Consider the following 21657-nt stretch of genomic DNA (forward strand, 5'->3'; position numbering starts at 1 on the left):
CTAGGGGCGCCGGGACACAGATCGTTCGAATTCGCTCCCCCGATGCCCGCCGCAGCGATGCGCGAACCGTCAGAACTGGGGCGGCCCCATGTTGAGCGGAGGCGGCTCGAACTGCGGGATGTTGAGCTCGATGGTCGAGGGATCGACCGTCGGGCCGGCGCTGATCCAGTACGTCACCGCGTCCGGCCACAGGATGACCACCACGACCAGGATCAGCTGCATCAGCAGCCACGGAATCGCCCCCCAGTAGATCTGCGAGGTGCGGATCGACTTGGGCGCGATGCCGCGCAGGTAGAACAGCGCGAAGCCGAAGGGCGGGTGCATGAAGGCGGTCTGCATGTTCACGCACAGCAGCACGCCGAACCAGATCAGGTTGATGTCGAGCTTGATCGCCACCGGCACCAGCAGCGGCACGATGATGAAGGCGATCTCGAAGAAGTCGAGGAAGAACGCGATGAAGAACACGAACACGTTGACGAAGATCAGGAATCCGACCCGGCCGCCGGGCAGCTGCGACAGCAGGTGCTCGATCCACAGCGCCCCGTCCATGCCCTGGAAGACGAGGCTGAACACGGTGGCGCCGATGAGGATGAACACCACCATCGAGGTGATGCGCGCGGTCGAGCCCATGGCCTGCCGGACGAGGTTCCAGGTCAGTCGCCCGTGCATCGCCGCCAGCACGATGGCGCCGACCGCGCCCATCGCGCCCGCCTCGGTCGGCGTGGCGAGGCCCATGGCCAGCGTGCCGAGCACCAGCATTATCAGCACGATGGAGGGAACCATGCCCCACAGCACCTGCCGGATGAGCGGCCAGCCACCCTCCCCGCGCGCTTCCGGCGGCAGCGGCGGCATGTGGTGCGGCTTGAACAGCGACAGCACGAACACATAGGCGAGGAAGATCGCCACCTGCAGCAGCGAGGGGCCGATGGCGCCCAGATACATGTCGCCGACCGGCTTGCCGAGCTGCTCGGCGAGGATGATCAGCACCAGGGAGGGCGGAATGAGCTGGGTGATGGTGCCGGACGCCGCGATGACGCCGGTGGCCAGCCGTTCATTGTAGCCGTAGCGCATCATCACCGGCAGCGAGATGACGCCCATGGCGATGACCGAGGCCGCCACCGTGCCGGTGATGGCGCCAAGGATGGCGCCCACCACGATCACCGCATAGGCAAGGCCGCCCGGCACCCGGCCGAAAAGCTTGCCGGTGCCTTCCAGCAGATCCTCGGCGAGGCCGCAGCGTTCGAGAATCGCGCCCATGAAGGTGAAGAACGGGATCGCCAGCAGCAGGTCGTTCGAGATGATTCCGTAGAAGCGCAGCGGCAGCGCCTGAAGGAAGCTCAGGTGGAAATGCTCGGTCAGAATGCCGATGGAGCCGAAGAACAGCCCGACCGCGATCAGCGAGAAGGCGACCGGAAAGCCGGCCAGCATGAAGCAGACCATGCCGGCGAACATCAGCGGGGGCATCACGCCATAGGAGAACATGCGGGGCTCGCGCGTCGGGAGAGGAGGTGGCGGGGCGGCTCGGACGGCTCGTCGCGGCCGCTACTGCTGCGGCTTCTCGTAATCGGTCTCGATCTCGATCGCGCCGGCGAGCGCGGCGACGCGCTTGATCAGCTCCGAGACGCCCTGAATGGTCAGCAGCGCAAAGCCGAGCGGCAGCAGCAGCTTGGCAGGCCACAGGATCAGCCCGCCGGCATTCTGCGACATCTCGTCGGAGACAAAGGACTGCCAGAAGAAGGGAAAGCTCAGCCAGCTCAGATAGAGGCCGGCCGGGATCAGGATCAGCGTGAAGCCGAGCGTGTCGATCCAGAGCCGGGCCCGCGCGGAGACCGACATGTAGAGCAGATCGACCCGCACATGCTCGTTGCGCTTGAGCGTGTAGGGCGCGCCGAGCAGCACCACGGCGCCGAACAGGTACCACTGGATTTCCAGCAGGCCGTTGGTGCTGTAGCTCAGGAGGTAGCGCACCGTGGCGTTGCCCGCGCTGATGAGGCAGGCGAACAGCACGCAGTAATCCGCGATCCAGCCGAATTTCTCGTTCAGCCCATCAATGACGCGGCTGAAGGCCAGCAGCCCTCCCATCGCATCCCCCTCATTCTGGTCGACTTTTGTCGTTGCGGTCCGAAGGGCTGCAATCGCCGTCCCGGCCGGTCCGGGCAAGATAGACCATCGTCTCACGCAGTTTAACCCGGCTCGGACCCTGCACGGTCCTCGCGGGCCAAACGCGGACAGGGTGTTGCGCATATGTCCCGACCGGCGGGACGCCCGGAGTGCCGACCCCGAGGCGGACGGCGGTTCCTACCGGCCGGCCGACATGATATTCGCCACCGGGTACTCCCAGAGACCCACAGGCATTCATGACCGCCCGCGCCAACGCCGTCTTTCTCGGCTTCATCGCCTTCGTCCTTCTCGCCGGCGCGGTCTATCTCGCCCGGCAGATCGTGGCGCCGGTCGCCTTCGCCCTGTTCATCATGGCGCTGGTCTGGCCGCTCCAGCTTGCGCTGCAACGGCGCCTGCCGGCGCTGGTCGCCATGGCGATCACGCTGGTGGCGACCATCCTCGTCATCGCGACGCTCGGCTATGTCACCGTCTGGGGCTTCAGCCAGGCCGGGCGCTGGCTCATCGCCAATGCCGCGCGGTTCCAGACGCTCTATGTCGAGACCGCCGCGCGGCTGGAGGAGATCGGGCTCTATTCCGCCGGCATGCTGGCCGACACCTTCAACGCCAGCTGGCTGATCCGCTTCTTCCAGAGCCTCGCCGGACGGCTCAACGGCATCATCGGCTTCGGCGTGGTGACGCTGATCTTCGTCATGCTCGGCCTGCTGGAAGTCGGCATCGTGCGTGCCAAGCTGATCGCCGAGGCCGGCGAGACCGGCCGCAAGCTGGTGCGCGCCAGCGCCGCCACGGCGGCGAAGTTCCGCACCTACATGATGGTGCGCACGGTCATGAGCGTGCTGACCGGCGTCTTCGTCTGGGCGCTCACCGCCGGGCTCGGCCTCGATCTCGCCCCGGCCTTCGGCGTCATCGCCTTCGCGCTGAACTACATTCCCTTCATCGGGCCGCTGGTGGCGACCCTGCTGCCCACCCTGTTCGCGCTGGCGCAGTTCGGCTCGTGGGAAACGGCGGTGCTGGTCTTCCTCGCCATGAACGTCATCCAGTTCTTCAGCGGCAGCTATATCGAGCCGCGCATGGCCGGGCGGGCGCTCGCCATCTCGCCCTTCCTCGTGCTGTTCGCCGTGTTCTTCTGGTCCTTCATGTGGGGCCTGTCCGGCGCCTTCATCGGCGTGCCGCTGGTCATCGCCGCCCTCACCTTCTGCGAGGAGGGCGAGAGCACGCGCTGGATCGCCCGCCTGCTGTCGGGCCGGCAGGAGCCTCCCCCGGAGCCCGCGCAGGAGACCGCCGCCTGATGTTCGCCCGGCTGAAGAGAACCGTCCGCTGGCTCGCCATTCTGGTGGCGCTGGCCTTCGTCGCCTTCCTCGGCATGCGCGTCTGGTTTTCGCAGACCGGCGCGCAGCTGGAGGTCTGGCACACCTTCGTGCCGGAGGAACTGAGCATCGCCGAGCTCGACGCCACCAACTGGGCCGGCTACCTCGCCCGCGAGGACAGGCTGTTCCGCGACGTGACGGCCGAGGTGGTGCAGAAGCTGCCCGAGGACGAGCGCGTTCCCTCCAACCGCTACTTCGCCGGCAGCGCCGTCTATCCCCCGAGCCTGACGCAGGACTTCAACCGCTCCTATGAGCTGGTGCCCGCCGGCGCGCCGGTCGGCGCCGTGGTGCTGCTGCACGGCCTGACGGATTCGCCCTACAGCCTGCGCCATATCGGCCAGCGCTATGCGCAGGCCGGCTTCGTCGTGGTGGCCCCGCGCCTGCCGGGGCACGGCACGGTGCCGGCCGGCCTCACCGAGGCGGTGTGGGAGGACTGGCTGGCGGCGACGCGCCTCGCGGTGCGCGAGGCCGCCGCCCGCGCGCCCGGCAAGCCGATGGAAATCGTCGGCTTCTCCAATGGCGGCGCGCTGGCGCTGAAATACGCGCTCGACGCGCTCGGCGATACGAAGCTCGTGCGGCCGGACCGGCTGGTGCTGATCTCGCCGATGATCGGCATCACCCGCTTTGCGCGCTTTGCCGGCCTCGCCGCCCTGCCCGCCTGGCTGCCGGCCTTCGACAAGGCGGCGTGGCTCGGCATCGTGCCGGAATTCAACCCGTTCAAATACAACAGCTTCCCGGTCAACGGCGCGGTGCAGTCGCATCAGTTGACGCGGGCGCTGCAAGCCTCCATCGCGTCGGAGGCCCGGGCCGGACGGCTCAAGGACCTGCCGCCGGCGCTGACCTTCCAGTCGGTGATGGACTTCACCGTCTCGACGCGGGCGATCGTCGACGCCTTCTACAGCCAGTTGCCGAAGAACGGCAGCGAGCTGGTGCTGTTCGACATCAACCGCAACACCAAGCTCGGCCCGCTGCTGCGCGCGACCTCGTATTCGGCGCTGCTGCGCCTGCTGCCGCCGCTGCCGCGCAATTTCCGCACCGTGATCGTCACCAATGAGGACGCCGGCAGCGACCGGGTGGTGGAGCGCATTTTCCCGGCCGGCAGCACGGAGGAGACCGTGCGCCCGCTCGGCTTGAGCTATCCGCTCGACGTCTATTCGCTCTCGCATGTCGCCCTGCCCTTCCCGCCGGAGGATGGGCTCTACGGATCGCACCCCGATCCGAAGGAAGATTTCGGGCTCCAGCTCGGCGCCATGGCGGTGCGCGGCGAGCGCGGCGCGCTGATCGTCAGCCTCGACGCGCTGGTGCGCATGTCGTCGAACCCGTTCTTTTCCTACATGAGCGACCGCATCGGCCCGGAGCTGCCGCCGGCCGCAACGGCGCCGGCTACGCCCGCCGACACCGCGCCCACGCCCACCGTGCCCGCGGACACCGTGCCGGCGACCGACGCTCCCGCCGGACCGCCGACCGCAGCCCCTGAGACCACGCCTCCCGCCGAGCCCGCCCCCGCCCCGTGAGGGCGGGAGCGCGGCGCCCGCTCAGGGCGCCGCCGGCCGCTCGCGTCCCGCCGCCGCCAGATAGAGCGCCGGCAGGAAGATCAGCGTGAGCAGCGTGGCGACCAGCAGGCCGCCCATGATGGCGAAGGCCATCGGCCCCCAGAACACGGTCGGGGCGATCGGGATCATGCCGAGCACGGTCGAGACCGCCGTGAGCATGATCGGGGTGAAGCGCGCACAGGAGGCGTCCATCACCGCCTCGCGGGCGCTCTTGCCGGCTGCGCGCTCGGCCTCGATCTGGCCGATCAGGATCACCGCGTTCTTGATGATCATGCCGATCAGCGCCAGCACGCCGAGGATGGCGACGAAGCCGAGCGGACGGTTCGACACCAGCAGCGCCAGCACCACGCCGATGAGGCCGAGCGGCGCCACGCTCACCACCAGGAAGGTGAGCGAGAAGCGCCGCAGCTGGAACATCAGCACCGTCAGCATGATCAGCAGCATGAGCGGTATCACCGCCATCACCGAGGCCAGCGACGACGCGCTCTCCTCCACCGTCCCGCCGATCTCGATGCGGTAGCCGGCCGGCAGTGTCTTCGCCAGCGCCTCGATGTGCGGGGTGAGCTGCTGCACCACGGTTTCGGGCAGCTCGCCCTCCGCGATGTCCGACTGCACCGTCAGCGAGGGCAGCCGGTCGCGCCGCCAGACCAGCGGATAGGTCTGCGCGTAGTCGAAGGTGGCGAACTGGCTCAGCGGCACGGTCTGGCCGCCGGGCAGCGGCACCTCCAGCGTGCGCAGCGTGTCGAGCGAGACGCGCTGCTCGTCGGTGGCGCGCAGCACCACGTCGACGAGGTAGATGTCGTCGCGCACCTGCGTCACCGGGGCGCCGGTAACGACGGTGTTCAGCACCGAGCCGATGGTCTCGGTGGAGAGGCCGAGCAGCCGCGCCTGATCCTGATCGACATGGATGCGGATCTCGCGCGCCGGCTCGATCCAGTCATAGTTCACCGTCCGCGTCAGCGGATCGGCGGCGATGACCTCGGCGAGCTTGAAGGCGATGTCGCGCACCTGCGCCAGATCGGGACCGACCACGCGGTACTGGATCGGCCAGCCCACCGGCGGGCCGAGTTCCAGCGGCGAGACGCGGCTCACCACATTGGGGAAGTCGTCGGCGAGCAGCTTCACCAGCTTGGCGTGCAGCCGCTCGCGCGCCTCCACATCCTTGGCGACCACCACCGCCTGACCGAAGAAGTCGTTCGGCAGCTGCGCGTTGAGCGGCAGGTAGAAGCGGATGGCGCCGCGCCCGACATAGGCGCTCCAGCGGTCCACGTCCGGGTCGCCCTTGAGCGCGTCGTCGAGCCGCTGCATCGCCCCCTCGGTGGCGTAGATCGAGGCGTTCTGCGGCAGTTGCAGGTCGACCAGCAGCTCCGGCCGGTCGGACGAGGGGAAAAACTGGCGCGGAATCAGCGGCATCAGCAGCACGGCGACGACGAACAGGCCGAGCGTCACCGCGATGGTGACCCAGCGCGCGGTCAGCGCGGCGGAGAGGAAGCCGCGATAGACCCGCATCACCCGCCCCGGCTCGCCGCCGGCATTCTTCGGCGGCTTCAGGATCACGAGGCCGATCAGCGGCGCGAAGATCACCGCCACCAGCCAGGAGACCAGCAGCGCGATCGTCACCACCGCGAACAGGGTGAAGGTGTATTCGCCCGCCGAGGAGGCCGCGAAGCCCACCGGCACGAAGCCGGCGATCGTCACCAGCGTGCCCGCCAGCATGGCGAAGGCGTAGGTCTTGAAGGCGAAGACCGCCGCCACCTCCTTCTTCTCGCCGGCCGCGAGGCGCCCGAGCGTCGCATCCGTGGTGGTCATGGCGTCGTCGACCATCAGCGCCAGCGCGATGATGAGCGCGCCCAGCGAGATGCGCTGCATGTCGATGTTGAGCAGCCACATGATGGCGAACACGCCCGCCAGCGTGAGCGGGATGGTCAGCGCCACCATCAGCCCGGCGCGCACGCCGAGCGCGAGGAAGCTCACCGCGAGGATGATGGCGATGGCCTGCCAGAGCGACTCCATGAACTCGGAGATCGCGCTGCGCACCGTCACCGCCTGGTCGGCGACCAGATGCGGCTCGATGCCGACCGGCAGCTCCGCCGTGATCTGCGCCATGGCGGCGTCGATGTTGCGGCCGAGCTGGAGGATGTCGCCACCCTCGCGCATGGCGATGGCGAGGCCGATGGCCGGCTCGCCATTGACGCGGAACAGCGGGCGCGGCGGATCGGCATAGCCGCGGCGCACGGTGGCGATGTCGGCGAGGCGCAGCATGCGCCCGCCCACCGCGAAGTTGATGTTGGCGATGTCCTGCTCGGAGCCGAACGCCCCGGTAACGTCGATCACCAGCTTCTCGTCGCCGGTCTGGATGGTGCCCGAGGGCTGCACCACATTCTGTGCCCGCAGCGCCCCGACGAGGGCGGCGCGGTTGATGCCGAGATTGGCAAGCTCGCGCATCGAGAACTCGACGAAGATCTGCTCGTCCTGCTCGCCGAGAAGCTCGATCTTGGCGACGTCGGGCACGTGCAGCAGGGTCGAGCGGGCCTGCTCCACATAGTCGCGCAGTTCGCGATGGGTGAAGCCGTCGGCGGTGAAGCCGTAGATGAGGCCGAACGTGTCGCCGAACTCGTCATTGAAGCCCGGCCCGATCACCCCGCGCGGCAGCGTGTGGGCCATGTCGCCGACGCTCTTGCGCACGTGGTACCAGATGTCCGGCACCTCCTGGGCAGTGGTGCTGCCCTTGAGGTTGACGAAGATCGTGGTCAGGCCGGGGCGCGTATAGCTGCGGATGAAGTCGAGATTGGGCGTCTCCTGCAGCGTGCGCTCCAGCCGCTCGGTGACCTGCTGCAGCGTGTCCTCGATGCCCGCGCCGGGCCAGGCGGCCTGCACGACCATCGTCTTGATGATGAAGGAGGGGTCCTCGGCCCGGCCGAGCCGGGAATAGGCGAAGAGGCCCGCGCCGATCACCGCGATCATGAAGTAGATGACGAGCGAACGCTCGCGCACCGCCCATTCGGAAAGATTGAATCGCATCACGACCCCGCACCGAGCAGGCGGACCTTCTGGCCGGGATGCAGCGCCTGCACGCCGGCCGTCACCACCACCTCGCCGGGCGTGAGCCCGGATTCCACGGCGACGCGCGCCTGCGAGAAGCTGCGCACCTGGATGTTGCGCAGCGCCACCGTCTGGGTGGCGGGATCCACCACCCACACCGCCGGCTGGCTGTTGACCGCCGTCAGCGCGGACGCGGGAATGTCGATCACCGGATCGTTCTCGAGCCGCACCTGCCCGACCACGGTCGAGCCCAGCCGCATCGCCGCCGGCGGGGTGTCGAGGCCGACGCGCACGCGGAAGGTGCGCGTGACCGGATCGGCCTGCGGCGCTACTTCGCGCACGCGGCCGGTGGCGGTCACGCTCGGGTCGTCGCTCAGCGTGACGCGGATGACCGGATCGGCCGGCGCGCTGCGCAGGATGTTCGCCGGCACGTCGAACACGGCGTCGCGCCCGCCCTGCCGGGCGAGCTGGAGGATCATCTGGCCCGCCTGCACCACCTCGCCGGGTTCGGCGCCGCGCGCCGTCACCGTGCCGGGGGCGTCGGCCACGAGATCGGTGTAGCTCACATTGTCAGTGGCGATCTTGAGCTGGGCCTCGGCATTGTCGAGGGCCGACTGCGCCGCCTGCAGCGCGGTGCGCGCGGCGTCGTGGTTGGCCTGCGTGGTGAAGCCGTTGACGAGCAGCCGCTCCTGCCGGTCGAACGTGTTGGCGGCGGTGACGAGCTGGCTCTCGGCGGCGGTCACGGCGGCCTGCGCCGAGCGCAGCGAGTTGAGCGCGTTCTGCGGATCGAGCCGGGCGACGATCTGCCCCGCCTTGACCTGATCGCCTACATTGGCGCTGCGCTCGATCATCCGGCCGGAGACGCGGAAGGCGAGCGACGCCTCATCCTGCGCCAGCACCTCGCCGGTGAAGGAGACCAGTTGCCCGCCCTCGCCCTTCTCGACCGTGACCACGCGCACCGGACGGAGCTGGGGCGCCTGCGCCTCCTGTTCCTGTCCGCATCCGGCCAGCGCCAGGCTGGCGCCGAGCGCGACGAAACCTATCCAGGATTGGGCGTTCCATGATCTGGCGATCCGTGACCCTGTTGTCCGAGGCGTGGCGGTCGTCGTCATAGGGGGGCATTCCTCACAAATCGGGCCGTGCTCTGCCGAGCCTCGGAAACGTCCTTCCCGTCCGCATCCATAGGGCGGGATCATCACAGTCTGACGGCGCGCGGCGAACCGCTGCGGCGTTCCCGGGACATTATACGCGCCGCCGGTGCGAAGGAACCGCCGACCGCGCGGATCGGCGGCGCCCCTCGTCGGCGGGAGCGACGAAAGACCCGCCCGCCCCGTATTGCGCCGCACCCGCTTCGCTCGGCACACTGGCGCCGTCGACGAGGCAAGGTGCGTCGCTCTGCAGGAGAAACCCTCGTGCCGCAGGCTCCGGGCCCATCGTCCCCACCCGAATCACCCGCCCGCGCCCGCCGCCGTCACCGGCTCGCAGGCCACGCCCTCGCGCGCGGCTGCGGCTTCCTGCTGCTCTGGCTGGCGCTGCACGGCGCCGCGCCCAAGGACCTGCCGGTCGGCGTGCTGGCCGCCCTCGCCGCGACATGGCTGAGCCTGCGCCTGCTGCCGCCCTCGCGCCTCCGGCTCGATATCCCCGCGCTCGCCCGCCTCATCCTCGCCTTTCCCGTCCAGTCGCTGCGCGCCGGCCTCGACGTGGCGCGGCGGGCGCTGGCGCCGCGCCCCTCGCTCGCCCCGGGGATCGTCGCCTGCCCGGCGCGGCTGCCGGAGGGAACGGAGCGCGAGGCTTTCCACGCCTGGTACAGCCTCCAGCCCGGCACGCTGCCGGTGGGAACGCGGGGCGAGACGACGGTGCTGGTGCACGTGCTCGACACGGCCGCGCCGGTGGCCGCCGATTACGCCGCCGGCGAGGCCCGTTTCGCGGCGCTGCTTCGCGAGCGTTCCGATGGCTGAATATCTCGTCTTTGCCGCCCTCGCGGTGCTGGCATTGCTGCTGGCGAGCCTCGCCGCGCTGCTGCGCCCGCCCGCCCGCTCCGGCGGCGCGGCCGGGCGGCTGATGATCGTCCAGCTCGCCGGCACCGGCGGCACGGCGGTCGCGCTGCTGCTGGCCAGCGCGCTCGGCATCGCCGCGCTGACCGACGTCGCCCTTACCCTCGCCCTGCTCGCCGCCTTCGCCTCCGCCGCGCTCCATGCCGCCGGCGCGCCGAGGGGGCCGTCATGAGCACGCTCGCCGACCTGTTCACCGTGACGATGGTGGCCGCCGGGCTGTTCTTCTTCCTCGCCGGCACGGCAGGGCTGCTGCGCTTTCCCGACACGCTGTCGCGCCTGCACGCGCTGACCAAGGCCGACAATCTCGGCCTCGGCCTCATCGTGCTGGGGCTTATGGCGCAGGCCGGCGGCGTGCTCGCCGCGCTCAAGCTGCTGGCGATCTGGCTGCTCGTGCTGTTCTCCGGCGCCATCGCCGGCCAGCTCGTCGCGCGGGCGGTACGGGACGGGCGCGGCTGATGGAACTGATGCTCGACGCCGTGCTGGTCGCGACGCTGCTGGCGCTGGCGCTGTTCAGCCTCGCCGCGCGGGAGGCCCGGTCGGCGGCGATCGGCTTCATGGGCTTCGGGCTGCTGCTGGCGCTGGCCTGGGTGCGGCTCGGCGCCGTCGACGTGGCGCTGACCGAGGCGGCGGTCGGCGCGCTCACCGGCCTGCTGCTGCTCGGCGCCGCCTCTGTCGCGGTGCCGGCCGGCGAGCCACCTTCGCCGCCGCTGCGCCTCGCCCTCGCCGTCCTCTGCGCGCTGGTGGCGGGCGGCCTCGCCTTCATCGTGCTGAACGCGCCGGACCCGGCGCCCAGCCTCGCCTCGGCGGCGGTGGAGCCGCTGGCCGCGCTCGACCTCGGCAATCCCGTCACCGCCGTGCTGCTGGCCTATCGCGCGCTCGACACGCTGCTGGAGACCGTCGTGGTGGTGCTGGCGCTGATCGGCATCTGGTCGCTGGCGGATGACGGCGACTGGCGCGGCGCCCCGGCCGTTCCGGGCGACACCTGGCCGAGCCCGCCGCTGCGCCTGCTGGCACGCGTACTGCCGCCGGTCGGCCTCGTGGTCGCGGTGCACATCCTGTGGATCGGCGCCGACGCGCCGGGCGGCAAGTTCCAGGCGGCGACGCTGATCGCCGCCATGTGGCTGCTGGCGATGATGGCCGGCCTCGTCGCGCCGCCCCGGCTCGGCGACACGCGGCTGCGCGCCCTCGTCGCCGGCGGACCGGCGCTGTTCATCGCCATCGGCCTGTTCGGCTTCCTGACACCGGGCAGCTTCCTCGCCTATCCGGACGGCCTCGCCAAGCCGCTCATCATTGTCATCGAGGTGGCGCTGACCGCCTCGCTCGCGGCCCTGCTGGCGCTGATCGTGCTCGGCCCCGGCGGCCGGAGGCCACCGGCATGACCGGCACGACCCTCTACGGACTTTCCGCCTGCCTGCTTGTCGGCATGGGCCTTTATGGCGTGCTGGCGCACACCGCGCCGCTGCGCCGCGTGCTGGCCTTCAACCTGCTGGGTGCCGGCGTCTTCCTGCTGTTCGGCGTCGGCGCTCGGCGCGGCGCGGCGGCGGGGCTGCCGGGCGATCCGGTGCCGCAGGCGCTCGTCATCACCGGCATCGTCGTCGCCTTCGCCGCCACCGCCCTCGCCTTCATGCTGATGCGCCGGCTCGCCGCGGCAAGGGCGCGCGAGGCCGCCGACGCTTCCGCCGACCGGACCGGGGGACGCTGAGATGGCCGACGCGCCCGCCCCCTCCTATCTCCTGGTGCTGGCGCTTCTGGTGCCGGTCATCGGCATGCTGGCGATGACGGTCGCGCGTCTGCTCGGCCTGCGCCGGGTGGAGGGGATCGCCGCCGTCGCCATCGCCGGCGGGCTCGCCATTGCCGGCGCCATCGCCCTCGCCGTGGTACGGTCCGGCGCGGCGCTGACCTATGCGGTCGGCGGCTGGGAGCCCCCGCTCGGTCTTGCCCTGCGCGCCGACGGCGTGTCGGCGGTGATGCTGGCGATGGCGGCGCTGGTGGTCGCCTTCGTCGCCCTCTATGCCCGCCCGCAATTCGCCGCGGACGACGACGCGCCGGAGGGCCGGCGTGCCTTCGCCTTCTGGTCGCTGCTGATGGGGCTGTGGAGCGCGCTGAACCTCGTCCTCATCGGCGAGGACCTGTTCAACCTCTTCGTGGCGCTGGAACTGCTGACCTTCGCGGCGGTGCCGCTGGTCTGCCTCGACGGACGGGCGGCGACGCTCGAAGCCGCGCTGCGCTATCTCGTCTTCGCGCTGATCGGCTCGGCGCTGTACCTGCTCGGCACCGCCATCCTCTACGGCCAGTACGGCACGCTCGACATCGCCACGCTGGCCGGCCTCACCCGGCCGGACCTCGCCACCCACGCCGCCGTGGCGCTGATGATCGGCGGGTTGATGGCCAAGGCGGCGCTGTTCCCGCTGCACATCTGGCTGCCGCCCGCCCATGCGGGGGCGCCGGCGCCGGCCAGCGCCGTGCTCTCGGCGCTGGTGGTGAAGGCGCCGTTCTTCCTCATTCTGCGGCTGTGGTTCGACGTGCTGCCCGGCCCGCCGAGCCTGCCGGCGGCGCAGGTGTTCGCCGGGCTCGGCGCGGCGGCGATCCTCGTGTGCAGCGTCGTCGCGCTGCGGCAGGAGCGGCTCAAGCTGATGATCGCCTACTCCACCGTGGCGCAGATCGGCTACCTGTTCCTCATGTTCCGGCTGACCATCGAGCCCGGCGTGCCGGCCTGGGAGACCATCGGCTGGACCGGCGGCATGCTCCAGCTCGTCTCGCACGCCTTCGCCAAGGCGGCGATGTTCCTCGCCGCCGGACTGATCGCCGAGGCGCTCGGCCATGACCGCATCGCCGACCTCGCCGGTGCCGGCCGGGCCGTGCCGGTGAGCCTGTTCGCCTTCGGCCTCGCCGGCCTGTCGCTGATGGGCCTGCCGCCGAGCGGCGGCTTCGTCGCCAAGCTGCTGCTGCTCAACGCCGCGACGCTGGCCGGCGCGTGGTGGATCGCGGCCGTCATCAGCGTCGGCGGGCTGCTCGCCGCCGCCTATGTCACGCGCGTGCTCAAGCGCGCCATGGCGATGCCGCCGGCCCCGCTCGCCACGCGCCCGGTGGCGCTCTCGCGCGAGCTGGCGGCGCTGGCGCTGGCGCTGATCGCGGTGGCGCTCGGCCTCGTGCCGCTGCAACCCTTCGAACTGCTCGCCATCGGCCGGCCATGAGGACGCGATCATGACGCTGGCCGGACTGCTGCTCGTCGCCACCCTCGCGACCCCGCTCGCCATGGTCGGGCTGTGCCTGCTGCCGGCGTTCCGGCGGCGCGTCTTCGGGCTTCTCGCGCTCGCCCCGCTGCCGGGTGTGGTGACGGCGCTTCTCGCGCCGGGCGGGTCGCTGCTGCTGGCGCCGGCGCCGTTCCGGCTGGTGCTGGCGCTGGACGGGCCGGGCGCGATGCTGCTCGGCGGCGCCGCGCTGCTGTGGACCGCCGCCGGGCTCTACGCCCGGACCTATATGCGCGAGGAGGCCGAACGAGCCGGCTTTGCCATCTGGTGGCTGCTGACGCTGGCGGGCAGCCTCGGCGTGTTCGTCGTCGCCGACATGACCAGCTTCTACCTGATGTTCTCGCTGGTCAGCCTGTCCGCCTACGGGCTCGTGATGCACGAGAATTCGGCCCGCGCCGAGCGGGCGGGCTTCTTCTACGTGACGCTGGCGCTGCTGGGCGAGGCCTGCCTGCTGTTCGCCTTCGTGCTGCTGGCCACCGCCGGGCCGGCGGGAAACCAGCTCATCGCCGATGCCGTCGCCACGCTCGACGCCTCGCCCTGGCGCGATGCGACGCTGGTGCTGCTCATCCTCGGCTTCGGGCTGAAGATGGGGCTGGCGCCGCTGCATGTGTGGATGCCGCTCGCCCATCCGGTGGCGCCGATGCCGGCCTCGGCGGTGCTGAGCGGCATCGTGGTGAAGGCGGGGGTGATCGGGCTGATCCGATTCCTGCCCTTCGGCACGCCGCTGGCCGAATGGGGCGGCGCGCTCATGGTGCTGGGCCTCGGCACCGCCTATTACGGCGTCGCCTTCGGCATCACCCAGCGCCACCCCAAGACCGTGCTGGCCTATTCGACGGTGAGCCAGATGGGGCTGGTGGCGGCCATCGCCGGCACCGGGCTCGCCATCGGCGATGCCGGTGTGGCCGATCTCGTGGCCTATTACGCGCTGCACCACATGCTGGTGAAGGGCGCGCTGTTCCTCGGCGTCGGGGTCGTCGCGGCGACGGGCGTGCGTCGGCGCGGGCCGGTGCTCGCCCTCATGGCGGTGATGGCGCTGAGCCTCGCCGGCCTGCCCTTCACCTCCGGCGCGCTGGCCAAATATGCCGCCAAGGCGCCCTTCGGCGACGGCCTCGCCGCTATGCTCGCGGCCCTCTCGGCCGCCGGCAGCGCGCTGCTGATGCTGCATTTCCTGCGGCTGGTATCCTCCGCCTCGAAGGCCGCGCCGGGCGCGGCGGCACCCGCCGGCATGGTGCTGCCCTTCGCGGGCACGGCGCTCGCCTCGCTCGTCGCCGGCTGGGCGCTGCTCGGACCGGCGACCGGCTACACGGCGGCGGATGTCCTGTCTCTCACCGCGCTGCGGGACGCGAGCTGGCCGATCCTGCTGGGAATGGTGCTGGCGCTCGCCCTCGCCCGCTTCGGCAACCGCCTGCCGGCCGTGCCGGAGGGCGACGTGGTGGTGCTGGCCGAGCGGGCGGCGCCCATGGTGCGCGCGCTCGGCGCCGGCATCGAGCGGCTCGACGCCGTGCTGCGCCGCTGGCCGGTGGCGGGTGTCTCGCTGGTCGCTCTCGTGCTGGCGCTGGGCGCCGCCCTCGGCCTCGCCCCGTAACGCTTTCCGCGCCCCCTGTGTCCTGCCGGCGTCTGGTCAGCGGGGCGCAGGCGCGATATTGCTGCCCCAGCGTCTGGGAGTAGGCCCAGCGGAGGCGGTATGCGTCTGGTCGTTGTTGCGTTGGCCTGCGCCTTGAGCGCCGGATGTGCCAGCCGCCCGGTGGGCGTGCTTGAGCCTGTCGAGGCGTCCGCGGCCGATACGTCGACGGTCGACCTTCTGGTCGCCACCACGCGCGCGCCCTCCGACAATGCCGGCATCGTCTACACCGGCGAGCGCGGACCCGGCGTGTCGCTCAGCGCCTTCACCGTCTCCATCCCGCCCGACGACCGCCGCACGGTCGGACAGGTGCAGTGGCCGCGCCAGCTTCCGCCCAATCCCGCCACCGACTTTGCCACCGTCGATGTGAAGCCGCTGCCGACGGTGAAGGCGGCCAAGGGCTGGCTGGACACGCACCTGCCGCCGAGCCGGCGCGTGCTGATCTTCGTGCACGGATTCAACAACCGCTTCGAGGACGCCGTCTTCCGCTTCGCGCAGATCGTCCACGATTCCGGCTCGGAAGTGGCGCCGGTGCTGTTCACCTGGCCCTCGCGGGCCCGCGTGTTCGACTATCTGTTCGACCGCGAGAGCACCATCTTCTCGCGCGACGCCTTCGAGGAAACGGTCTGGCAGGTCGCCAGCGATCCGCGCGTCGAGGACGTCACCATCATGGCCCACTCCATGGGCGCGTGGCTCGCCATGGAAGGGCTGCGGCAGATGGCGATCCGGCGCGGCACGCTGCCGGCCAAGATCAGCAACGTCATCCTCGCCTCGCCGGACGTCGACGTCGACGTCTTCGCCTCGCAATGGCGCGCGCTCAACGGGCCGAAGGCGCGTTTTACCCTGTTCGTCTCGCAGGACGACCGGGCGCTTCAGGTCTCGCGCCGCATCGCCGGCGGGGTGGACCGGCTCGGCCTGATCGACGCCCAGAAATACTACGCCGACCTTGAGAAGTCGGGCATCGTGGTGATCGACCTCACCGCCATGCGCAGCGGCGACGACGCGCTCAACCATGGCCGCTTCGCCTCCTCGCCCGAGGTGGTGCAGCTCATCGGCCAGCGGCTGATCAACGGCCAGACGGTGACGGATTCGGAAGTAAGCCTCGGCGACCGCATCGCCGCCGGGGCGATGGGCGTCGGGCAGGCGGTCGGCGGCGCCGCCGGCCTTGCCCTCAGCGCGCCGCTCGCCGTCGTCGACCCGGCGACGCGCCGCACCTATCAGGGGCAGGTGGAGCAGTTCGGCCGCACGGTCAACGAGACCGCGCAGGACCCCGGCGCCGACTGATCCCCGCCCTCAGCGGGCGAGGAAACCGATCACCGCCGCGTTCACGATATCGATGAAGAAGGCCGACACCAGCGGCAGGATGATGAAGGCGCGCGGCGCCGGGCCGTGCGTCTTGGTGACGGCGGTCATGTTGGCGATGGCGGTCGGCGTGGCCCCCAGGCTGATGCCGGTGAAGCCGGCCGAGATCACCGCCGCCTGATAGTCGCGCCCCATCAGCGGGAACACCACGAAGATGATGTAGGCGACCGCCACCACCGTCTGCACCGCCAGCACGAGGACCAGCACGAGGCCGAGCCCGCCAATGGTCCACAGCTGCATGCTCATCAGCGACATGGCGAGGAAGATGTTGAGCGCCAGGTCGGACACCAGCGCCAGCGCGCGCGTGCGGGTCGGCCATTGCAGACGCGGCAACAGGCGCGGCACGGTGTTGGTGAGCACGATGCCGACCAGCAGGCAGACCACGAACATCGGCAGCTTGAGGCCGGTCATCTCCACCACCTCCTCCAGCGCGAAGGCGATGAGGATGGCGACATTGAGCACCAGCACGGTGCGCAGCAGGTTGACGTGGCTGATCTCGTCGGCGGCCGGGTGGCCGGGATGGCCGGGAAGCCCGACCACCGCCTCGTTGCCCGGCGGCGCCTTAAGCTTGTAGCGGGTGATGAGGTGGCGGGCGATGGGGCCGCCGGCGAGGCTCGCCACCACGAGGCCGAGCGTCGCCACCGCGATGCCGACTTCCAGCGCATTGGCGACGCCGAAGCGCTCGCTGATCAGCGGCGCCCAGGCGATGGTGGTGCCGTGGCCGCCGATCAGCGAGGCCGAGCCGAGGAACACCGTCAGCCCTTCCGGCAGCCCGAGCAGCGCCACGGAGCCGAGGGCGACGAGGTTCTGGATGATGAGGAAGCCGATGGTGAGGGCCAGCAGGATCACCAGAGGCCGCCCGCCGGCCAAGAGGTCGTCGAGGCGGGCATTGAGGCCGATGCCGGTGAAGAAATAGAGCAGCAGCATGTCCCGCGCGCCGAGCGCGAAGCCGATCTCGGTGTCGAGCAGCTTATAGGCGGCGAAGGTCGCCAGCGCGGCGAGCAGGCCGCCGGTCACCGCCTCGGGAATGTTCCAGGCGCGCAGCTGCGGGATCGCGTTGTTGATCCCGGAGCCCGCGAAGAAGACGACAATGGCGATGGTGAAGGTCAGCAGGCCGGAAACACTGATCGCCGTCATCGTCACTCCCGTACCCGCCGGCTAGATGCTCTAGAAGCTGCCGACCGCCGATCCCAGCGCGATGACCGCCACCAGCGCCACTATGGCGCCGACGATAGCAACCATGACGATGTCGAGGTAGCTCTGTTTCGGCGTTGTGCCGCAGACGGCGAGCAGCGTCACCACCGCGCCGCTGTGCGGCAGGCTGTCCAGCGTGCCCGCGCTCATCACCGCCACGCGGTGCAGCAGCGAGGGGTCGATGCCGAGTTCGCCGGCCCGCTCCAGGAACACCGGCCCGAGCGCGTCGAGCGCGATGGTGAGGCCGCCCGAGGCCGAGCCGGTCAGCGCGGCGAGGATGTTCGTCGCCACCGCCAGCGACACCAGCGGCCCGCCATCGATGGAGAGCACCCAGTCGCGCACCAGCGCGAAGGCCGGCAGCGCCGCCACCACGGCGCCGAAGCCGACGAGGCTCGCCACCGAAAAGATCGGCAGCACCGAGGCGTTGGCGCCGGCGTCCATCGTCTCGCGCAGCTTCGGCAGGCGGCGGCGGTTGATGGCCAGCGTCGCCAGTATTGCCACGATCAGCGCCACCGCCACCGACCACACGCCGCTGACCGCTGCCAGCGGGATGCCGCCCCAGCGCTCTTCGGCCAGAAAACCGAAATCGAGGCGCGGCAGGATGACGAAGGACATCAACAGGTTGACGATGATCACCAGTAGCAGCGGCAGCGCCGCCAGCGCGATGGAGGGCCGCGCCGTGCTGAGATGACCATGGCCGATCTCGGCCGGATCGAACTCCCGCGCCGTGCTGGCGCGCTCGCGCAGCAGCGGGTCGTCGAGATGGGCGTTGACCGTCGCCGTGCCATCGCCGAAGCCCTCGCCCGCGCGCCGCGCCGCCGCCTCGGCCCGCCCCAGCCACCACAGGCCGAAGCCGAGCATGATGGCGGAGGCGATGATGCCGAGCCCCGGCGCGGCGAAGGGCGTGGTGCCGAAGAACGGCATGGGGATGGCGTTCTGGATCGCCGGTGTGCCGGGCAGCGCCATCATGGTGAAGGTGAAGGTGCCGAGCGCGATGGCCGGCGCCATCAGCCGGCGCGGAATGTCGGCCACGCGGAACAGCGCCTGCGCCATCGGCGCCAGCACGAACAGCGCGACGAACAGGCTGACGCCGCCATAGGTGACGATGGCGCCGGCCAGCACCACGGCGAGGATGGCGCGCCCGGCGCCGAGTTTCGCGGTCATGAAATCGGCGATGGCCGAGACCGAGCCGGAATCCTCCATCAGCTTGCCGAACAGCGCGCCGAGCAGGAACAGCGGAAAGAACTGCCCGACGAAGCTCGCCGCGCTGCCCATGAAAGTCTGCGTCCAGTTGGCGAGCAGCGGCTCACCCGACAGCAGCGCGGCGATCATCGCCGACAGCGGCGCCAGCAGCAGCACGCTCCAGCCGCGATAGGCGAACCAGACGAGAAGCGCGAGGCCGAGCAGAATGCCGACAAGACCCATGGTTCACACCCCTTCGAGCAGCACGTCGAGATCGACCGAGGAACGCTTGCCGATATTGTCCGCGTCGGCTTCGAGGAAGGCGGTCGCGGCCTTGCGGCCCTCCTCGCGCAGCATGGTGAGGAAGTCCCATTCCGCGTTGAGCTTGGAGGAATAGCCAAGCGTTCCCATGATCGAGTTGCGCACGAGATGGATGCGCATCTTTGCCCATTGCGCGCCTTCGGTATGGCCGGGGTCGGCCACCTGGCGCAGCAGCGCGATCATGCGCAGCTCCTTCAGCAGCGCCGAGTTGAACGACACCTCGTTCAGCCGGTTGAGGATCTCGGCGGCGCTGCGCGGCGTGCCCGGCCGCTCGATCGGGTTGATGGGGATGAGGATGGTGTCGTCGGAATCGAGCTCGCGCACCAGCGGCGTCATGGTCGGGTTGCCGGAATAGCCGCCGTCCCAATAGCTCTCGCCGTCGATCTCCACCGCCTGGAACAGCGTCGGCAGGCAGGCCGAGGCCATCAGCACGTCCGGCGTGATCTCGGCATTGCGGAACACCTTGCCGCGCCCGGTGCGCACATTGGTGGCGGTGATGAACACCCGGATCGGCGAGGTCTTGATACGGTCGAAGTCGATCGCCTTCTCAAGGATGGCGCGCAGCGGGTTGGAGCCGCCCGGATTGAGGTCGTAGGGCGAGTAGAGCCGCGACATCAGGTCCATGGCGACGAAGAGCGGCGAGCTGTCGAGCGTCCACCTTCCCAGCAGCACGTCGAGCGGCCCGCGCTGGAAGGGCGAGAAGCGGGCGGCGTCGGAGACGTGCCGCCAATAGGCCTCGAGCGCGGCGCGTGCGCCCTCGGCGCCGCCGGCGGCGAAGCCATCGGCCAGCACCGCCGCGTTCATCGCCCCGGCCGAGGTGCCGGAGACCCCGTCGATGCGCAGCCAGGGCTCTTCCAGCAGCCGGTCGATAACGCCCCAGGTGAAGGCGCCGTGCGACCCGCCGCCCTGCAGCGCGAGATCGATCAGCACCGGCGCCCGGCCGGAGGCCGTCGCGGCGGGCATGTCGGCGGGAACGTCGGCAGGGGTGGCGGGCGCGTCGGCAGGAGGGAGCGCCGCCGGCGCCGGAGCGGCCGAGGGGGACTTGGCTCGGGAAGCTTTCGCACGGGGCGTCGTCGCTTTGGCCATGGGGCACGCCTTTCCTGGGGAACGGCGGTACCCTAGCCGCCTCCATGCTGCACCACAACATGAAAGCCCGGCGGGTGCGCTTCAACACGGCGCGGAATTACGTGATCCTAACGGCACTTAACGTTGCGACGCCGATCTCGCCGGCTGTCATTTGACAGCGACGGGAGCGGATTAGACTAAGACTTTGCTGCGTTGCAATATGATGGCGGCGCGGCGGAGGAGGCTTCACGCGGCCTTGGCGCCGCTTTCGCCCATCTCCTCGACATCGACCACCACGACCCGCCCGGCATCCTCCAAATCGACCTGCCATTCCACCTCGATCGGCGCCTTGCCGTGCGCACGACCGCGCGCGATGCGCTCGGCCTCGCCGAGATCGGTCGCCTCGACAGTGACATGGCCGACCTCGCGGGTGGTGACGGTACGTTCCAGGGTGATGGTGAACTGGCTCATGATGCGGGCTCCGTCGGTTGCCGCCTTATGGCCCGGCGCGCGCCATGCGATCTTTCCGAAAGGCGCGGCGCTTGCGGAAGCGCACGGCGCCCGGGGGCTGGTTCCGGACACCGCGCGAGGGGAATGTGCGGTCGCCCTTTCCAATTCGCGCCCATGTCACTACATTGGGGGGTCTGGCGCCTTGCTTCGAGACGCCGCAACCGGCAGCCTTGCTGCATGTGATCGGAGACGTTTTGCAGGTTCTAGTTCGCGACAACAATGTCGATCAGGCCCTTCGCGTTCTTAAGAAGAAGATGCAGCGCGAGGGCATTTTCCGCGAGATGAAGGCCCGCCGGGCATATGAGAAGCCCTCCGAGCGCCGCAACCGCGAAGACGCCGAGGCCGTGAGGCGCGCCCGCAAGGCCGCCCGCAAGCAGGCGATCCGGGACGGCCTCATCGCCGCGCCCAAGAAGAAGCTGATCCCCGGTCGTCCGGGCGCTCGCCCGTCGACGCCGGCCGCCGCTCCGAAATAAATCCGTCCGGGGTTGTGCAAGCAATCAGGATCCTGTACGGTAAAGCATCGATCTGGACGTTGAACTTTGTTATTGCGCTTAATTGCGCCGCGGCGAGCTTCCTCTCAAATCGATGTCCACCTGACGTTCGCGAGTTTCGCGCGCGCTCTAATCTCTATGTCGACTGAAAGGATATTCCCATGGCGACAGGTACTGTGAAGTGGTTCAACGGGCAGAAGGGCTTCGGCTTCATTCAGCCTGACAATGGCGGCCCGGACGTGTTCGTCCACATCTCCGCCGTCGAGCGGGCTGGCCTGCGCGGCCTCAACGAAGGTCAGAAGATCTCCTACGAGATCGAGACCGACCGCCGCAGCGGCAAGAGCTCGGCCGGCAGCCTGCAGGCTGCGTGATCGATCATCTCCGGTCAGTGACCACGGATGTACTGGCATTGACCGTCGAGACGATCCGAGAGGCCGGGGCAACCCGGCCTTTTTTATTGCGCCCGCGCCTGTGACGGCCCTGCAACCGGGCGCGTGAGGAGCCCGCCCGGCCGGCGTATCCGCCG

At 70.1% G+C, this 21657-nt stretch carries 20 protein-coding genes; 12 read left to right on the plus strand and 8 right to left on the minus strand.

Annotation, left to right across the window (positions count from 1 at the left end; genetic code table 11):
* Positions 1-69: 69 nt before the first annotated feature.
* Positions 70-1482 carry a TRAP transporter large permease subunit gene (locus GBB76_RS07780; protein ID WP_152302777.1) on the minus strand — a complete coding sequence of 471 codons (1413 nt, stop codon included), beginning with the start codon at positions 1480-1482 and terminating at the stop codon, positions 70-72.
* A 60-nt stretch (positions 1483-1542) separates the two neighbouring features.
* Positions 1543-2082, minus strand: a complete 540-nt coding sequence (locus tag GBB76_RS07785; protein ID WP_152302778.1) for a TRAP transporter small permease subunit — start codon at positions 2080-2082, stop codon at positions 1543-1545.
* Between the two features lie 275 nt (positions 2083-2357).
* Between GBB76_RS07785 and GBB76_RS07790 the strand changes: the two genes are divergently transcribed.
* Together GBB76_RS07790 and GBB76_RS07795 are read left to right on the plus strand one after the other, a co-directional pair.
* Entirely contained in the window at positions 2358-3407 is a 1050-nt protein-coding gene (locus GBB76_RS07790) for an AI-2E family transporter (RefSeq protein ID WP_152302779.1), read from the plus strand.
* Positions 3407-4999 carry a carboxylesterase gene (locus tag GBB76_RS07795; protein ID WP_152302780.1) on the plus strand — a complete coding sequence of 531 codons (1593 nt, stop codon included), beginning with the start codon at positions 3407-3409 and terminating at the stop codon, positions 4997-4999. Before GBB76_RS07790 ends, GBB76_RS07795 begins: the two co-directional genes overlap by 1 nt.
* A gap of 21 nt (positions 5000-5020) precedes the next feature.
* Here GBB76_RS07795 and GBB76_RS07800 read toward each other — a convergent pair whose 3' ends face one another.
* Both GBB76_RS07800 and GBB76_RS07805 read right to left on the minus strand, forming a co-directional pair.
* Positions 5021-8059: an efflux RND transporter permease subunit gene (locus GBB76_RS07800; RefSeq protein WP_152302781.1), complete on the minus strand. Its 3039-nt coding sequence runs from the start codon at positions 8057-8059 to the stop codon at positions 5021-5023.
* Entirely contained in the window at positions 8059-9192 is a 1134-nt protein-coding gene (locus GBB76_RS07805; protein ID WP_152302782.1) for an efflux RND transporter periplasmic adaptor subunit, read from the minus strand. The genes GBB76_RS07800 and GBB76_RS07805 overlap by 1 nt, the downstream gene beginning before the upstream one ends.
* Positions 9193-9492: 300 nt before the next feature.
* On the opposite strand from GBB76_RS07805, the gene GBB76_RS07810 reads away from it, so the two are divergent.
* From GBB76_RS07810 to GBB76_RS07845, 8 genes are all read left to right on the plus strand, one after another.
* The gene (locus tag GBB76_RS07810; protein ID WP_162375519.1) at positions 9493-10038 is read left to right on the plus strand and encodes a Na+/H+ antiporter subunit E; all 546 of its coding nucleotides are present in this window, start codon (positions 9493-9495) and stop codon (positions 10036-10038) included.
* Complete coding sequence (locus GBB76_RS07815) at positions 10031-10306, plus strand: multiple resistance and pH regulation protein F (RefSeq protein ID WP_152302784.1); 276 nt, start codon at positions 10031-10033, stop codon at positions 10304-10306. Before GBB76_RS07810 ends, GBB76_RS07815 begins: the two co-directional genes overlap by 8 nt.
* A complete protein-coding gene (locus GBB76_RS07820) occupies positions 10303-10590 on the plus strand; it encodes a monovalent cation/H(+) antiporter subunit G (RefSeq protein ID WP_152302785.1) in 288 nt (95 codons plus the stop codon). The genes GBB76_RS07815 and GBB76_RS07820 overlap by 4 nt, the downstream gene beginning before the upstream one ends.
* Positions 10590-11513 (plus strand): MnhB domain-containing protein, encoded by a 924-nt coding sequence (locus GBB76_RS07825; RefSeq protein ID WP_152302786.1) that lies wholly within the window; start codon positions 10590-10592, stop codon positions 11511-11513. The genes GBB76_RS07820 and GBB76_RS07825 overlap by 1 nt, the downstream gene beginning before the upstream one ends.
* Positions 11510-11836 carry an NADH-quinone oxidoreductase subunit K gene (locus GBB76_RS07830; RefSeq protein ID WP_152302787.1) on the plus strand — a complete coding sequence of 109 codons (327 nt, stop codon included), beginning with the start codon at positions 11510-11512 and terminating at the stop codon, positions 11834-11836. The genes GBB76_RS07825 and GBB76_RS07830 overlap by 4 nt, the downstream gene beginning before the upstream one ends.
* A gap of 1 nt (position 11837) precedes the next feature.
* Positions 11838-13328: a complex I subunit 5 family protein gene (locus GBB76_RS07835; protein WP_152302788.1), complete on the plus strand. Its 1491-nt coding sequence runs from the start codon at positions 11838-11840 to the stop codon at positions 13326-13328.
* 10 nt (positions 13329-13338) lie between these two features.
* Positions 13339-14970, plus strand: coding sequence for a complex I subunit 5 family protein (locus tag GBB76_RS07840; RefSeq protein ID WP_152302789.1), 1632 nt, complete (start codon positions 13339-13341; stop codon positions 14968-14970).
* 99 nt (positions 14971-15069) lie between these two features.
* Positions 15070-16290, plus strand: coding sequence for an alpha/beta hydrolase (locus tag GBB76_RS07845; protein ID WP_152302790.1), 1221 nt, complete (start codon positions 15070-15072; stop codon positions 16288-16290).
* A gap of 9 nt (positions 16291-16299) precedes the next feature.
* Here GBB76_RS07845 and gltS read toward each other — a convergent pair whose 3' ends face one another.
* From gltS to GBB76_RS07865, 4 genes are all read right to left on the minus strand, one after another.
* Positions 16300-17505: a sodium/glutamate symporter gene (gltS, locus tag GBB76_RS07850; protein WP_152302791.1), complete on the minus strand. Its 1206-nt coding sequence runs from the start codon at positions 17503-17505 to the stop codon at positions 16300-16302.
* Positions 17506-17535: 30 nt separating this feature from the next.
* Positions 17536-18987: a GntP family permease gene (locus GBB76_RS07855; RefSeq protein WP_152302792.1), complete on the minus strand. Its 1452-nt coding sequence runs from the start codon at positions 18985-18987 to the stop codon at positions 17536-17538.
* Positions 18988-18990: 3 nt separating this feature from the next.
* Positions 18991-20028: a patatin-like phospholipase family protein gene (locus GBB76_RS07860; RefSeq protein ID WP_246669074.1), complete on the minus strand. Its 1038-nt coding sequence runs from the start codon at positions 20026-20028 to the stop codon at positions 18991-18993.
* Positions 20029-20376: 348 nt separating this feature from the next.
* The gene (locus tag GBB76_RS07865) at positions 20377-20601 is read right to left on the minus strand and encodes a hypothetical protein (RefSeq protein WP_152302794.1); all 225 of its coding nucleotides are present in this window, start codon (positions 20599-20601) and stop codon (positions 20377-20379) included.
* A 233-nt stretch (positions 20602-20834) separates the two neighbouring features.
* Here GBB76_RS07865 and rpsU point away from each other — a divergent pair, with 233 nt between their 5' ends.
* Positions 20835-21113 carry a 30S ribosomal protein S21 gene (rpsU, locus tag GBB76_RS07870; RefSeq protein WP_152304791.1) on the plus strand — a complete coding sequence of 93 codons (279 nt, stop codon included), beginning with the start codon at positions 20835-20837 and terminating at the stop codon, positions 21111-21113.
* Positions 21114-21292: 179 nt separating this feature from the next.
* Complete coding sequence (locus GBB76_RS07875; protein ID WP_152302795.1) at positions 21293-21502, plus strand: cold-shock protein; 210 nt, start codon at positions 21293-21295, stop codon at positions 21500-21502.
* Positions 21503-21657 lie beyond the last annotated feature (155 nt).

Source organism: Ancylobacter sp. TS-1 (assembly GCF_009223885.1).
GTDB lineage: Bacteria > Pseudomonadota > Alphaproteobacteria > Rhizobiales > Xanthobacteraceae > Ancylobacter.